At 57.7% G+C, this 13,989-nt stretch carries 13 protein-coding genes; 7 read left to right on the top strand and 6 right to left on the bottom strand.

The window, feature by feature from the left end; genetic code table 11:
* From RGV06_RS20010 to RGV06_RS20000, 3 genes are all read right to left on the bottom strand, one after another.
* Positions 1–822 carry a hypothetical protein gene (locus tag RGV06_RS20010; RefSeq protein ID WP_019827789.1) on the bottom strand — a complete coding sequence of 274 codons (822 nt, stop codon included), beginning with the start codon at positions 820–822 and terminating at the stop codon, positions 1–3.
* Positions 823–858: 36 nt separating this feature from the next.
* A complete protein-coding gene (locus tag RGV06_RS20005) occupies positions 859–1,857 on the bottom strand; it encodes an NAD-dependent epimerase/dehydratase family protein (RefSeq protein ID WP_019827790.1) in 999 nt (332 codons plus the stop codon).
* 297 nt (positions 1,858–2,154) lie between these two features.
* Positions 2,155–3,069 (bottom strand): LysR family transcriptional regulator ArgP, encoded by a 915-nt coding sequence (locus tag RGV06_RS20000; protein ID WP_019827791.1) that lies wholly within the window; start codon positions 3,067–3,069, stop codon positions 2,155–2,157.
* A 109-nt stretch (positions 3,070–3,178) separates the two neighbouring features.
* Here RGV06_RS20000 and RGV06_RS19995 point away from each other — a divergent pair, with 109 nt between their 5' ends.
* The 7 genes from RGV06_RS19995 (at position 3,179) to RGV06_RS19965 (ending at position 12,232) form a co-directional block, all read left to right on the top strand.
* Entirely contained in the window at positions 3,179–3,781 is a 603-nt protein-coding gene (locus RGV06_RS19995; protein ID WP_019827792.1) for a LysE/ArgO family amino acid transporter, read from the top strand.
* 216 nt (positions 3,782–3,997) lie between these two features.
* The gene (locus tag RGV06_RS19990; protein WP_019827796.1) at positions 3,998–4,594 is read left to right on the top strand and encodes a superoxide dismutase; all 597 of its coding nucleotides are present in this window, start codon (positions 3,998–4,000) and stop codon (positions 4,592–4,594) included.
* Positions 4,595–4,851: 257 nt separating this feature from the next.
* The gene (locus RGV06_RS19985; protein ID WP_019827797.1) at positions 4,852–6,903 is read left to right on the top strand and encodes a putative bifunctional diguanylate cyclase/phosphodiesterase; all 2,052 of its coding nucleotides are present in this window, start codon (positions 4,852–4,854) and stop codon (positions 6,901–6,903) included.
* 161 nt (positions 6,904–7,064) lie between these two features.
* Positions 7,065–8,411, top strand: coding sequence for an imelysin family protein (locus RGV06_RS19980; RefSeq protein WP_019827798.1), 1,347 nt, complete (start codon positions 7,065–7,067; stop codon positions 8,409–8,411).
* Between the two features lie 191 nt (positions 8,412–8,602).
* Entirely contained in the window at positions 8,603–10,030 is a 1,428-nt protein-coding gene (locus RGV06_RS19975) for a di-heme oxidoredictase family protein (RefSeq protein WP_019827799.1), read from the top strand.
* A gap of 26 nt (positions 10,031–10,056) precedes the next feature.
* Entirely contained in the window at positions 10,057–11,121 is a 1,065-nt protein-coding gene (locus tag RGV06_RS19970) for an imelysin family protein (RefSeq protein ID WP_048351064.1), read from the top strand.
* A gap of 13 nt (positions 11,122–11,134) precedes the next feature.
* Entirely contained in the window at positions 11,135–12,232 is a 1,098-nt protein-coding gene (locus RGV06_RS19965) for a DUF1513 domain-containing protein (RefSeq protein ID WP_322151006.1), read from the top strand.
* 71 nt (positions 12,233–12,303) lie between these two features.
* Here the strand turns inward: RGV06_RS19965 and RGV06_RS19960 are convergent, their stop codons facing one another.
* Genes RGV06_RS19960 through RGV06_RS19950 form a run of 3 tightly spaced genes read right to left on the bottom strand, consistent with a single transcriptional unit; the run spans position 12,304 to position 13,925 of the window.
* Positions 12,304–12,525 carry a hypothetical protein gene (locus tag RGV06_RS19960; RefSeq protein WP_019827805.1) on the bottom strand — a complete coding sequence of 74 codons (222 nt, stop codon included), beginning with the start codon at positions 12,523–12,525 and terminating at the stop codon, positions 12,304–12,306.
* The gene (locus tag RGV06_RS19955; protein WP_046808914.1) at positions 12,525–13,241 is read right to left on the bottom strand and encodes a lipopolysaccharide kinase InaA family protein; all 717 of its coding nucleotides are present in this window, start codon (positions 13,239–13,241) and stop codon (positions 12,525–12,527) included. Before RGV06_RS19955 ends, RGV06_RS19960 begins: the two co-directional genes overlap by 1 nt.
* Positions 13,242–13,244: 3 nt before the next feature.
* A complete protein-coding gene (locus RGV06_RS19950) occupies positions 13,245–13,925 on the bottom strand; it encodes a class I SAM-dependent methyltransferase (protein WP_048351065.1) in 681 nt (226 codons plus the stop codon).
* Positions 13,926–13,989: the final 64 nt, after the last annotated feature.

Genomic DNA, 13,989 nt, shown 5'->3' with positions numbered 1-13,989 from the left:
TTACGGCCGCGCGCTGATCTGCTTCTGCAAGTTCTGAATCTGGCTTTGCAGGGTATTGATGTTGCGCGTCATCTGGGCACGGAACACATCAAACTCAGCGGCATTGGCGCCCTGGGCAGGTGCTGGTCGGTTTTCCAGCTCACTTTTGAGCACGATCATGTCTTGTTCAAGGCGCTCTACCGCAGCGCTCGGGTTGCCTTGTTTTTTCAGGGCTGCCACGTCCACAGCCTGTTGCGCGACACTTGCTTTAAGCGTCGACAATTCAGTACCTAAACCTTTCAACTCGGCTTCGAGTCTGGCCTGGGTTTCTTTCTGCGCCGTCACCTGAAGCACCATCGCCGCATTGATCTGCTCAAAGCGCTGATCCAGCTCGCCCTGCTGGCCCGCCACAACGCCCTGCTGACGCTTGCTCTGCTCAAGGAGCTGCTCTTCAAGCTGCTTGATCTGCAACTTCAAGGCTTCACTGCCATTGTTGATGCTCGACTCGCTGGCCACCACCTTGCCGGAAATCGCCTGTAACCGCCCCGCCGCATCTTCACTGATGCGGGCAAAACTTTCCTGGGTCGCCACCAGTTGCTGCTCCATCAGTGAGATCTGCTGAAAGCTCCACCAGGCAAGCCCGCCCACGGCAAACAGCAAGGCACAGATCAACGTCCACAAAGGCCCGGTACTCGGGCCTTTGACCTTGATCACCGGGGTATTTCGTGAATAAACCGTGGTGCGCTCACGAGCACCGTCAGTGGGCGCCAGCTCATCATGATCATGGGCTTCAGCGCGCAAGGTCGGGACATGTTCAAAGTCGTCGCGGGCATCGTTACGCATGGTAAACCTTCAAAAATAGCGCTCAGTTACAAGCATTTATCGGTACGGCGATTCCTGAGCTTTCCACCAGCCGCAGAACTCATCCAGTGCGGCCCACAGACTGACCTTGGGGTCGTAGTCGAGGTAATGCCGGGCACGGCTGATGTCGAGGGTAAAGTCTTTGTCCATGATCTGCACGCCCAAACGCGAACGTGATGGTGCGGGCTGACCCGGCCACAGCTTGCAGCCGACTTCGTTAAGGGCTCCCAGACTGTAGGCCAGGCCGTAGCCGCGATAACGGGTGACTTGCGGCACGTTCATCTGGCGCATCACATAATTGACCACATCCCAAAACGGAATTGGCGTGCCGTTACTGATGTTGTAAGCCCTGCCCAATGCCGATCCCGTGTTCAGCAAACTGCTCATCAACGCCTCGTTGAGGTTTTGCACACTGGTGAAGTCGACCTTGTTCAGTCCGTTGCCCACGATGGCCAGGCGACCTTTACGTTGCAGCTTCAACAAGCGCGGGAACAGGCTCATATCCCCTGCCCCCGTGACAAAGCGCGGCCGCAGGGCAATCACTTCAAGACCGAACTCCTGGGCACCAAATACCTTTTGCTCCGCCAGATTTTTGGTCGCGGCATAAGGGTGCCGAAAACGCCGGGGCAACTGCTCTTCAGTGAGGTCGGTGCGGGAACGGCCATCGAAGTACAGGGACGCAGAGGATAAATGCACCAAGCGCCGCACCCGCTGCTTCAAGCAGGCCTCGACTACGTTCTCGGTCACCAGCACGTTGTCGCGGTGGAAGTCCTGATAACGCCCCCAAGCGCCCATATGGCCCGCACAATGCACCACAGCGTCGACATCGACGCACAGGTCACGCACCAGCAAGCCATCGGTCAAATCACCCGGGATAAATTCAGCCCCACGCCGCACCAGGTGTTCAACACCCTCAGCCCGTCGCCCGCTGACCCGTACGTCAAAGCCCTGCTCCAGGGCAAAACGCGCAAAGCGCCCGCCGATAAAGCCGCTCGCGCCGGTGACCAGAATCTTCATCAATCACTCCAAATGCTGTAATTCTTGCTGCTTGCTCTTTAAACGTCGGTTATCAGGCCAAAGGCATAGGGCCTGTTGACGTTTCATTGCGAACCGCGTCGCTGGGTAAAATTTTGCCAGGCAAGGCGCAGGGCGCCGAGAATGGTTGTTCCCTTCTCAAGCCCTGCAACGCAGCCTGGCGAAATTTGACACGCGACCCGAAGGGACGCTACTCCACGTGGCGCAGGGCAGCGTTGCTCGCAGCTTATTTGGAACAACCAAACTACGCTACTCGCGCCTTGCCCTGCACCACGTGGACTAGCGTCGCGGCCGCAATGAAACGTCAACAGGCCCTAACCAGCGGGACGCCGAACGAGATAAATGTTCAGTCAGTTGACTCAGCAGTTGTCCGCCATTACGCCAATGATGCCAGTACAGTGGCACGTCGATGGGTTTATCTGGCAAAAGCTCTACCAGCATTCCACGTTCAAGCTGTTCGCGTACCTGCAGCTCAGGCACCAGCCCCCACCCCAGACCTGCCTCGGCCAGGCGGATAAATCCTTCGGAGGACGGGCACAAATGGTGCTCAAATCCACCGTCTACGCCCAGTGCGGCCAGGTAACGATGCTGCAGAAAGTCATCCGGGCCGAACACCAGCGCGGGGGTTTTTGACAGCAACGCTGCACTCACGCCATCAGGAAAATGCCGTGCAATAAAAGCCGGGCTCGCCAATGCCCGATAGCGCATGGCCCCCAGCAGTACGCTGCGGGCTCCGGCCACCGGCCGTTCACTGGCACACAGGCAGGCAGCCACTTCACCGGCGCGCATGCGTTTGAGGCCAACGGTCTGATCCTCAACCACCAGGTCCAGCAAGAGGTGCTGCTCGGCACAAAAATCACCCACCGCCGGTGCCCACCAGGTGGCCAGGCTGTCGGCATTCAAGGCGATGCGCAGGCGTTCGGGCAAGCCTTCATCGTCCAGCGCCGGCACGGCACTTTGCAGGTCACGCTCCAGCAAGCGTACTTGCTGCACATGGTTGAGCAAGCGCCGGCCAATCTCGGTCGGAGTCGGCGGCGTGGCGCGGATCAGCACCGGCTGACCGATGCGCGCTTCCAGCAACTTGATGCGCTGGGAAATGGCCGATTGTGACAAACCCAGTACCTGCGCGGCCCGTTCAAATCCGGCTTGTTCTACTACCGCGGCCAGGGCCGAGAGCAATTTATAGTCGAACATCAGTTTTCCTAATGAGCGATCAGCAATATTGGTTTTTCTTATACATCCAAGGGCCGGACAATAGCCAGCAGCAACCTTCCCCCCGCCTGCAATTCGACGAGTAATCCTTATGTGGCAAAGCTACCTCAATGGCCTGTTGGTCGCGTTCGGCCTGATCATGGCCATTGGCACCCAAAATGCCTTCGTGCTCGCACAAAGCCTGCGTCGTGAACACCATCTGCCCGTGGCGGCGTTTTGTGTGGTGTGCGATGCCTTGCTGGTGGCGGCCGGGGTCTTTGGTCTGGCGACCCTTCTGGCGCAAAACCCGGTGTTGCTCGGCGTTGCACGATGGGGTGGCGCGGTGTTTTTGCTGTGGTACGGCACGCAAGCATTGCGTCGTGCGTTCTCCAAATCCAGCCTTGAACAGTCCGCCGGCCAGACCGCCCGCTCACTCAAGGCGGTGATGCTCAGCGCACTGGCTGTCACACTGCTCAATCCTCACGTCTACCTCGATACCGTTTTGCTGATTGGCTCACTCGGCGCACAGCAGAGTGTGCCCGGTGCCTATGTGGTGGGCGCGGCCAGTGCTTCGCTGATGTGGTTTTTCACCTTGGCTCTGGGCGCCGCATGGCTTGCGCCGTGGCTGGCACGGCCAAATACCTGGCGCGTACTGGACCTGCTGGTGGCGGTGATGATGTATGCCGTGGCGGTGCAATTGATCGTTTCGGGCTAAGACAAGAACCTGCGGGAGCCGGGCTTGCGCAGGTCACAAAAAAATCGCCAGAAGTGCTGAAACGTCTATCCCACACAGTTGTCGCGTGGTTATGCCTTCACCCCGGTGCTATGATCCAGCCCCTGCGCCGCAAAGAGTAAAAACTCATCGGCGCGTGTTTGGCCGCCCGTGATCGGCCTTGCGCTCATCGCAACTGACCTGATTAGGAGAATCATCATGGCTTTCGAATTGCCGCCGCTGCCGTACGCACACGATGCCCTGCAGCCGCACATCTCCAAAGAAACCCTGGAGTTTCACCACGACAAGCACCACAACACCTACGTCGTGAACCTGAACAACCTGGTGCCAGGCACCGAGTTCGAAGGCAAAACACTGGAAGAGATCGTTAAAACCTCTTCGGGCGGTATCTTCAACAACGCCGCTCAGGTCTGGAACCACACGTTCTACTGGAACTGCCTGGCGCCAAACGCCGGCGGCGAACCAACCGGCGCGCTGGCTGATGCCATCAACGCTGCCTTTGGCTCGTTCGACAAGTTCAAGGAAGAATTCAGCAAAACCTCCATCGGCACCTTCGGCTCCGGCTGGGGCTGGCTGGTGAAGAAAGCAGACGGTTCCCTGGCCCTGGCCAGCACCATCGGCGCCGGCAACCCGCTGACCAGCGGCGACACCCCGCTGCTGACCTGCGACGTTTGGGAACACGCTTACTACATCGACTACCGCAACGTACGTCCGAAGTATGTTGAAGCGTTCTGGAACCTCGTTAACTGGAAGTTTGTTGCTGAGCAGTTCGAAGGTAAAGCCTTCACTGCCTAAGCCTGACTCCAGGTAAAAAAACCCGGCATTGCCGGGTTTTTTTTGGTCCGATTTAAAGTTCCAAAAGAGCCGCCCGCCGAGTTCGGGCCAGCTAGTATGAAAGCGTTGTGTTTTTTAAATGAGCACCTCAAGTTCGAAGTGAAAATACCGACACAGTAGCGATCGTGAGCACTGCGTATTTATTGCTTCTACACCTGTAATAAATCGTCCATCTACAAGGCCACAGGCAACATCGGCAAGGAACAGGGAAAAGTGCTTTGAAGCTGCAATTCAAGAACAGCTTGTCACTGAAGTTGCTCCGCATCGCACTGCTGTCGGCAGTCGTCGTAGGAGGGGTACTGAGCTGCGCGCAAATTGTCTTTGACGCCTACAGAGTCCGGCAGGCTGTCACACTAGATGCCGAACGTATCCTCGACATGTTTCGCGACCCTTCGACCCAGGCGCTGTATAGCCTGGACCGTGAAATGGCCTTGCAGGTCATCGAAGGCATGTTCCAGGATGGGGCCGTGCGCAAGGCTTCTATCGGCCATCCCAATGAACCCGCCCTCGCCGAAAAATCACGGCCGCTGCAAGACTCATCGAGCCGCTGGGTGACCGATCTGATCTTGGGCAAAGAGCACACTTACAGTATTCCTTTGGTGGGCAAGGGTCCGTACAGCGAGTACTACGGCGACCTGAGCATTACCCTCGACACCGCCAGCTACGGTGAAGGTTTATTGGCCGACTCAGCCGTCATGCTGCTCTCGGGACTGTTGCGCGCCCTGCTCATGGGGCTGGTGCTGTACTCGGTGTATCAATGGTTGCTGACCAAGCCGCTGTCCAAAGTCATCGGGCACTTGACCAGCATTAACCCGGACCGTCCCAGCGAGCATGTAATCCCTCTGCTCAAAGGTCACGAGCACAACGAGCTGGGCGTATGGGTCAATACTTCCAATCAGTTGCTCGCTTCGATTGAACGCAATAACCGTTTGCGTCACGAGGCAGAAAGCTCCTTGCTGCGCATGGCTCAGTATGACTTCCTGACCGGCCTGCCCAATCGCCAGCAACTGCAGGGTCAACTGGACAAGATCCTTACCGATGCTGGCCGCTTGCAGCGCCGCGTGGCGGTGCTCTGCGTGGGGCTGGACGACTTCAAAGGCATCAACGAGCAGTTTGGCTATCAGACCGGCGACCAGTTGCTGCAGGCTCTGGCCGATCGCTTGCGCGCCCACAGCGGAAGCCTCGGCGCGTTGGGGCGCCTGGGTGGCGATCAGTTTGCGCTGATTCAGGCCCAGATCGATCAGCCCTACGAAGCTGCCGAGCTGGCCCAGAGCATTCTGGATGACCTGGAATCACCGTTTTGCCTTGACCAGCAAAACATCCGCTTGCGCGCCACTATCGGCATCACGCTGTTTCCCGAGGATGGAGACACCACCGAGCAGTTGCTACAAAAAGCCGAGCAAACCATGACCCTGGCCAAGAGTTACTCGCGCAGCCGTTATCAGTTTTATATCGCCAGCGTGGACCGCGAAATGCGGCGGATGCGAGAGCTGGAAAAAGACCTGCGTGATGCCCTGCTATGCAATCAGCTCTACCTCGTCTATCAGCCCCAGATCCGTTACAGCGACCATCGCGTGGTCGGTGTCGAAGCCCTGTTGCGCTGGCAGCACCCGGTCCACGGCATGGTCCCGCCCGATCTGTTTATCCCGCTGGCCGAGAAAAACGGCAGCATCATTGCCATTGGCGAATGGGCAATGGACGAAGCCTGCCGCCAGTTGCGCGAATGGCATGATCAAGGCTTCAGTGAGCTGCGCATGGCGGTCAATCTGTCCACGGTGCAGTTGCACCACGTCGAACTGCCGCGTGTGGTTAACAACCTGCTGCAGCGTTACCGCTTGCCGCCGCGCAGCCTGGAACTGGAAGTCACCGAAACCAGCCTGATGAAAGACATCAGCACCGCCGCCCAGCACTTGCTGAGCCTTCGCCGCTCCGGCGCGTTGATTGCGATTGATGATTTCGGTACCGGCTATTCGTCATTGAGTTACCTCAAAAGCTTGCCGTTGGACAAAATCAAGATCGATAAAAGCTTTGTTCAGGACCTGATTGACGACGGCGACGACGCCACTATCGTGCGCGCCATCATCCAGCTGGGCAAAAGTCTGGGCATGCAGGTTATTGCCGAAGGTGTTGAAACCGTTGATCAGGAAGCCTACGTCATTGGCGAGGGCTGCCATGAGGGCCAGGGCTATCTGTACAGCAAACCCCTTGGCTCGCGGGAGTTGGTCGCTTATCTCAAGCAGGCCAAACGTGACGAGACCGTCAATATGTAAATCCATATTTCGAGATTCGGGAAAGATCCGGTACAGGCCGGTGGTAAATAAGAAATATTTCCAACAGTAACTCTTTACACAAAATGCATATCTTTCGCATTATGTGGCAGTTTCGCGTGCAGCCGCACGCTTGTCCCACCTCTCGAAGCAGGATTTTCGCCATGATTCGTATGCCTCTGGCAACCGCCAGTCTGCTGGCCATTGCTATCTCACTCGCCGGTTGTGGCGACAAGGACAAGGAAAAAACCGCTGCAACTCCTGCTCCAGCAGCCGCCACCAGCACTGCGACGCCAGCCACTGACATCACCGCGGCAAAAGTCGACGAAGCTGCCGCCAAGGCCGTCGTTGCGCATTACGCCGACATGGTTCACGCCGTTTACAGCGATGCTCAAAGCACTGCTTTAAAGCTGCAAACCGCTATCGATGCGTTCCTGGCCAAGCCGAACGACGACACCCTGAAAGCCGCTCGCGCTGCCTGGGTTGAAGCCCGCGTACCTTACCTGCAGAGCGAAGTATTCCGCTTCGGCAACACCATCATTGATGACTGGGAAGGCCAAGTTAACGCCTGGCCGCTGGACGAAGGCCTGATCGACTACGTTGACGCCAACTATGCAGGCGCACTGGGCAACCCGGGTGCCAACGCCAACATCATCGCCAACACCCAGATTCAGATCGGCGAAGACAAGGTCGACGTCACCGAAATCACTCCGGAAACTCTGGCCAGCCTGAACGAGCTGGGCGGTTCCGAAGCCAACGTGGCTACCGGTTATCACGCCATCGAATTCCTGCTGTGGGGCCAGGACCTCAACGGTACAGGCCCTGGAGCTGGCAACCGTCCTGCTTCTGATTACCTGGAAGGCGAAGGTGCTACCGGAGGTCACAACGATCGCCGTCGCGCTTACTTGAAAGCCGTGACCCAACTGCTGGTTAACGACCTCGACGAAATGGTCGGCAACTGGGCACCAAACGTGGCCGACAACTACCGCGCGACGCTTGAAGCCGAGCCGGTACAAAACGGCCTGCGCAAAATGCTGTTCGGCATGGGCAGCCTGTCGCTGGGCGAACTGGCCGGCGAGCGCATGAAAGTGTCACTGGAAGCCAACTCGCCTGAAGACGAGCAGGACTGCTTCAGCGACAACACCCACTACTCGCACTTCTACGATGCCAAGGGCATTCGTAACGTGTACCTGGGCGAGTACCTGCGTGCTGATGGCACCAAAATGACCGGTCCTAGCCTGTCGTCGTTGGTGGTCGTGATTGATCCGGCTGCAGACGCCACCCTGAAATCCGATCTGGCCGACACAGAAGCCAAGATCCAGGTCATGGTTGACCGCGCCAACAAGGGCGAGCACTACGATCAGTTGATCGCAGCAGATAACGCTGCAGGCAATCAGGTAGTACGTGATGCCATCGCCGCTCTGGTCAAGCAGACCGGTGCCATCGAGCAAGCCGCTGGCAAGCTGGGCATCAGCGACCTGAACCCGGACACCGCCGATCACGAATTTTGATCTGTAGCGTTTGAATGAACAATAAGGCGGCCTTCGGGTCGCCTTTTTTGTGGGCCCACCCTGCCCACTCCCATATGATTCCCCACAGATCTGCTGCCACAAGTCACAGCAAACGCTAATCCCTCTTATTTCAATTCACCTTCCCTGATAAACTTTGCGCCCTCGATTTAGCTCACTGATCTGGACGTTTGATGCCTTCGTTGCCTCTTCGCCTGTCCCTGCTGCTGTTGGCCATGAGCCTTGGCGGTTGTGATGATGCCCCGCGTTTCACCAAACCCGAACCCGGCGAAGCCCGCTCCGGCGGGGCTACAACAGTGCGCAAAACCGATAAAAATGCGTTTTCCATGCCCTCAGCCAACCTTTCGCCCACCCGGCGACTGGATTTCAGCGTCGGTAACAGTTTCTTTCGCAGCCCGTGGGTCATTGCCCCGTCCACCACCACCGCGCGCGATGGCCTGGGCCCGCTGTTCAATACCAATGGCTGTCAGAACTGCCATATCAAGGACGGCCGTGGCCATCCGCCAGCTCCCGACGCCAAGAACTCCGTGTCGATGCTGGTTCGGTTATCGATCCCCAACGACCCCGCTTACACCACGCTGATAGAACAAGCCGGCATCGTGCCCGAGCCAGTCTATGGCGGCCAGTTGCAGGACATGTCCGTACCTGGCGTTGCCCCCGAGGGCAAGGTACGGGTCGACTACGAACCCGTGACCGTACGATTCAAAGACGGCACTGAAGTCGAATTGCGCAAACCCACGCTACAAATAACCCAGCTGGGTTATGGCCCGATGCACCCCGACACACGTTTTTCGGCTCGTATCGCGCCGCCGATGATTGGCCTGGGACTGCTCGAAGCCATCCCGAACGAGGCGATTCTGGCCAATGCCGATGCTCAGGGCAAAAACCGTGACGGCATCGCCGGACGTCCCAACTGGGTGTGGGATGACGCCCAGCAAAAGACGGTTTTGGGTCGATTTGGCTGGAAAGCCGGCCAACCCAATCTCAATCAACAAAATGTTCACGCCTTTTCTGGTGATATGGGGCTCACTACCTCCCTGAGACCCTTCGATGATTGCACCAAGGCTCAAACTGCCTGCCTCGAAGCGCCCAACGGCAACGGCCCTGATGGCGAACCCGAGGTCAGCGACAACATTCTGCGCCTGGTGGAGTTCTACACCCGCAACCTGGCCGTACCTGCCCGACGTGATGTCGGCGCCCCCCAGGTGCTGGCCGGTAAAAACCTGTTCCACCAGGCAGGCTGCGCCTCATGTCATACGCCTGCGTTCACTACATCCGCCAATGCCGCCGAGCCCGAACTGGCCAATCAGGTCATTCGCCCGTACAGCGACTTGTTGCTCCACGATATGGGCCCTGGCCTTGCCGACAACCGTACCGAGTTCGCTGCCACCGGCCGAGACTGGCGCACGCCACCGCTGTGGGGCATCGGCTTGACTCAGGAAGTGAGCGGTCACACTCAGTTTTTGCACGATGGACGTGCTCGCAATTTGCTTGAAGCCGTGCTCTGGCATGGTGGCGAAGCCGAACCGGCCAAGCAGCAGGTTTTACGCTTTAATGCCGAGCAGCGCGCTGCGTTGCTGGCGTTCCTGAACTCTCTTTAACGCTTTACAAGATCGGGGACCCCGACATGTTTCGACCCAAGCTGTTGTTCACCAGCCTCGCGGCTATCGCCCTGGCCGCATGCTCGCCACAAGACCCGCAGGCCGTCACCTCGGCAGCCATCGCCAAGCAAGTGATCTTGCCGACCTACAGCCGCTGGGTTGAAGCCGACCGCCAATTGGCCGTCAGCGCTCTGGCGTACTGCCAAGGCAAGGAAAACCTGGAGACTGCCAGAGCTGACTTCCTGCACGCGCAAAAAGCCTGGGCCGAGCTGCAACCGCTGCTGATCGGGCCATTGGCCGAAGGCAATCGCTCGTGGCAGGTACAGTTCTGGCCAGACAAGAAGAACCTGGTCGGCCGTCAGGTTGAGCAACTGGTGGTTGCCCAGCCACAGATCGATGCAGCCGCCCTGACCAAATCCAGCGTTGTGGTGCAAGGCCTGTCTGCTTACGAATACATTCTGTTCGACAGCAACATCAACCTCGCTGACGATTCGCAAAAAGCCCGTTACTGCCCGCTGCTGACCGCCATCGGCGAACGTCAGAAGCAACTGGCTGAAGAAATCCTGGCCAGCTGGAACAGCACAGACGGCATGCTCGCGCAGATGAGCAAGTTCCCGAACCAGCGTTATGCCGACTCCCACGAAGCCATCGCTGACGTGCTGCGCGTGCAGGTCACGGCACTCGACACCCTGAAGAAAAAACTCGGCACCCCCATGGGCCGTCAGAGCAAGGGCATCCCACAGCCATTCCAGGCTGATGCATGGCGCAGCGAGTCGTCGCTCAAAAGCCTGGCTGCCAGCCTTTCTGCTGCTCAGAGCGTATGGGCAGGTGTCGATAACAAAGGATTGCGCAGCCTGTTGCCTGCCGAGCAAAAACCATTGGCTGACAAGATCGATGCGGCCTATGCAGCTTCGCTCAAGCTGTTCAATGACAACCAACGCACACTTAATGAGCTGCTGGCAGACGACGCCGGCCGCACCCAGTTGAACGCTATCTACGACAGCCTGAACGTCGTTCACCGTCTGCATGAAGGCGAACTGGCCAAAGCGCTGGGCGTCCAGCTGGGCTTTAACGCCAACGACGGCGATTGATGAAGGGGGTTCGATGATGCGCAGGCAAGCTCTCAAGCTCGGCGGTTTACTGCTTAGCGCCGTCACGTTGGGTGGTTGGTCACTGTTCAAGCAAAAAGACCGTAGCCCACTGCTGATGAGTGCCCGTGACGATGTGGACGGCAATCACTTTGCTGTCGGTTATCGCCTGGATGGCACTCGGGTATTCAGCACGCAGGTAGGCCAGCGCTGCCACGACATCATCAACCACCCCACGCTACCCATTGCACTGTTTGTAGCTCGGCGTCCCGGTACCGAAAGCTACCTGATCAACCTTGCAGACGGGCAGTTGCTGCAAACACTGACCTCCCTGCCCAACCGCCATTTTTATGGTCACGCAGTCATCCATAAAGACGGCGAGTGGCTGTACACCACCGAAAACGACATCACTGACCCGGGCCGTGGCTTGTTGGGGGTTTACCGCTTTGAGGGCGAGCGCCTGATCCACAGTGGCGAAATCCCTACCCACGGCGTAGGCCCGCATCAAGTCTCGTGGATGCCTGATGGCGAAACCCTGGTGGTAGCTAACGGCGGCATTCGGACAGAGGCCGAAAGCCGGGTCGAGATGAACCTGAATGCGATGGAGCCCAGCCTGGTACTGATGCAACGCGATGGCACCTTGCTCAGCAAGGAAACCCTGAGCCAGCAAATGAACAGCGTTCGCCACTTGGGTATCGCCAGCGATGGCACGATCCTGGCCTGTCAGCAATTCATGGGTGACGCCCATGAGCTTTCCGAATTGTTGGCCATCAAGCGACCTGGCCAGCCATTTGAGCCCTTCCCGGTGGCCGAGCCACAGCTGCGTGCCATGGGTCATTACACGGCCAGTGTCGCGGTACACAGTGAGTTAAGGCTTGTCGCGCTGACCGCTCCACGGGGCAATCGATTCTTTGTGTGGGATCTGGACAGCGGGGCTTTGCGTCTGGATGCGCCATTGCCGGATTGTGCAGGGGTGGGTGCGGTAAAGGATGGGTTTGTGGTTACGTCCGGCCAGGGCCGTTGCCGATTCTATGACTGCCGTCAGAGCGATCTGAACGCCAAGCCATTAGATCTACCGTCGGGGCTATGGGATAACCATCTGCATGTGATGTAGCAGATGACAAAAATCTGTGTAGCAGCAGCCTCGTTCCTTCGGCAGCTGCTACAGGGATTTTATCCGCCGTCCTACTTCTTCATCCCTTGGCTCATTCCAAACATGAACAACAGCAGGTCGTGATCGGGCTTTGTCGCTACTGCCACTTTCACTACCCGCGGCAGTGGGCAATGAGCCCCAGCCGGGGGCCCACTTAACACTTGAGTCACAGGCTGTTCCCACGCGGCCAGAGCCACACCAGCAATGACCAGAGCTCCCAGCAGAAACAAACTTCGTGCTATTTCTCGCTTCATCACCGTAAACCTTTGATGGCGCTGCCAAACACCGTCTTATAAAAGTAGATCAGTCTGTCCCATTCCGTGGCGTTCCACGACGAATGGCGGCGTAGCTGCTTCAGGTCGTGCGAGGCTGCTTTATGGGTCGTCAGGCGTTGCCGGCTTTTTTCAAGGTCCAGCAAAGCCACGTTTACGTCTACGTTCTCACCCTGCCCTGCAACGCGGACAAACACATGCTTGGCGTACAGACAGCCATGTTGCCAGCGCCCCAGGTGCATGCGCGCAAGGGTTTGGCCAATCGCCTCGAGTACACGGTCATGCACCGCCTCACCCCAACGCTCACGTTCGCCAGCGGCATACCAGTTGTCGATTTCAACAAAGCCGTCCAGGGCGACTGTCACCAGCAGTGCTCGCCATTGCTTGTCTGCCCCTTGCCGGGCCCCGCAGTACACCAGCTCTGGCACGCCAACCGATAACCGGTTCATCGCAACCAATGCATCGCGCTCACGCAACACCGTCGGGCGACCCAATGGGTAGCGCCAGCTGCGGTAGGTATGCCCCACTTGACGCTTTACATAGAGCAAACGCTCGTTGGCATCGTGAATGCGTTGTACACCACTCTCTCCACCACGACGCTGATTGGGCTCTTCAACCCATTCACCTTTTTGATTCCAGTAAAATTCAAATCGGTCTTCAGTCGCAGAGGGGGATTGCTGTACAAAATCAACGGTCATGAGTTATCTCTTTCTTAGTACGTAAACCCGCCACATCGCGTAAAGCGGAATAAAGTCCAAATGATCCTGAATGACGAAACCAGCCTTTTTAAACTCCGACTCCACTGTAACAGCTGGTAACACGAAGCGGTTTTGGTAACCTATTTGCTCTCTTTCTACAATACGTTCACGCTCAAGACGCTTGCGTTTCCAGGCTTTAAAATTGCCATCTACCCAGAGGGAGATGATCAAACTGTCCCGGCTGACGCGATGAAGCTCCCGCAGTAGAGCCATCCGGTGACTTGCATCACCAATGTGGTGCAGGAGGCGCATGCAAAAAACACTGTCAACGGAGTTATCGGGCATATCTATTTCAAATGCTGAGGTCTGCAAGCGCCGTACCCGTTTCACCACTTCGGCCGGTTGCGCCAGCGCCGCCACCTCCAACATGGACGCAGAATTGTCGGCGCCAATGATTTCGCGGTTTGGCATTTGCGCCAATAACGGCCAAAAACGCCCTGCACCACATGGTAAATCCAGAACCACCTGAGGCTCACCGGCTAACTGCAACGCGCGGCGCGCCAGTTGCTCGTCGCGCTTGTGCGAGAGGCGGCGAGCCAGCCCGTCCTGGTGTTTGGCCAGGTACTGGGTAGCGTGCTGCTGGTCGTACTTTTCTGAGAACTTGAGTTTGATGATGGGATTCATGACGGTGCTCCTGAAGCATATAACCGCCACCTTAGTCAGGAGAACGTAAGCGTCAGGTCATCAA

The sequence above is a fragment of the Pseudomonas sp. CCI3.1 genome, assembly GCF_034313985.1.
Lineage (GTDB): Bacteria > Pseudomonadota > Gammaproteobacteria > Pseudomonadales > Pseudomonadaceae > Aquipseudomonas > Aquipseudomonas psychrophila.
The sequence above is the reverse complement of the archived record's forward strand: the minus strand, read 5'-3'. Positions and strand labels throughout refer to the sequence as shown.

Excerpts from the sequence above, each read along its gene's own strand:
- RGV06_RS20010 (WP_019827789.1), bottom strand. The coding sequence starts at position 822 with ATGCGTAACGATGCCCGCGACGACTTTGAACATGTCCCGACCTTGCGC.
- RGV06_RS20005 (WP_019827790.1), bottom strand. The coding sequence starts at position 1,857 with ATGAAGATTCTGGTCACCGGCGCGAGCGGCTTTATCGGCGGGCGCTTT.
- RGV06_RS20000 (WP_019827791.1), bottom strand. The coding sequence starts at position 3,069 with ATGTTCGACTATAAATTGCTCTCGGCCCTGGCCGCGGTAGTAGAACAA.
- RGV06_RS19995 (WP_019827792.1), top strand. The coding sequence starts at position 3,179 with ATGTGGCAAAGCTACCTCAATGGCCTGTTGGTCGCGTTCGGCCTGATC.
- RGV06_RS19990 (WP_019827796.1), top strand. The coding sequence starts at position 3,998 with ATGGCTTTCGAATTGCCGCCGCTGCCGTACGCACACGATGCCCTGCAG.
- RGV06_RS19980 (WP_019827798.1), top strand. The coding sequence starts at position 7,065 with ATGATTCGTATGCCTCTGGCAACCGCCAGTCTGCTGGCCATTGCTATC.
- RGV06_RS19975 (WP_019827799.1), top strand. The coding sequence starts at position 8,603 with ATGCCTTCGTTGCCTCTTCGCCTGTCCCTGCTGCTGTTGGCCATGAGC.
- RGV06_RS19970 (WP_048351064.1), top strand. The coding sequence starts at position 10,057 with ATGTTTCGACCCAAGCTGTTGTTCACCAGCCTCGCGGCTATCGCCCTG.
- RGV06_RS19965 (WP_322151006.1), top strand. The coding sequence starts at position 11,135 with ATGATGCGCAGGCAAGCTCTCAAGCTCGGCGGTTTACTGCTTAGCGCC.
- RGV06_RS19960 (WP_019827805.1), bottom strand. The coding sequence starts at position 12,525 with ATGAAGCGAGAAATAGCACGAAGTTTGTTTCTGCTGGGAGCTCTGGTC.
- RGV06_RS19955 (WP_046808914.1), bottom strand. The coding sequence starts at position 13,241 with ATGACCGTTGATTTTGTACAGCAATCCCCCTCTGCGACTGAAGACCGA.
- RGV06_RS19950 (WP_048351065.1), bottom strand. The coding sequence starts at position 13,925 with ATGAATCCCATCATCAAACTCAAGTTCTCAGAAAAGTACGACCAGCAG.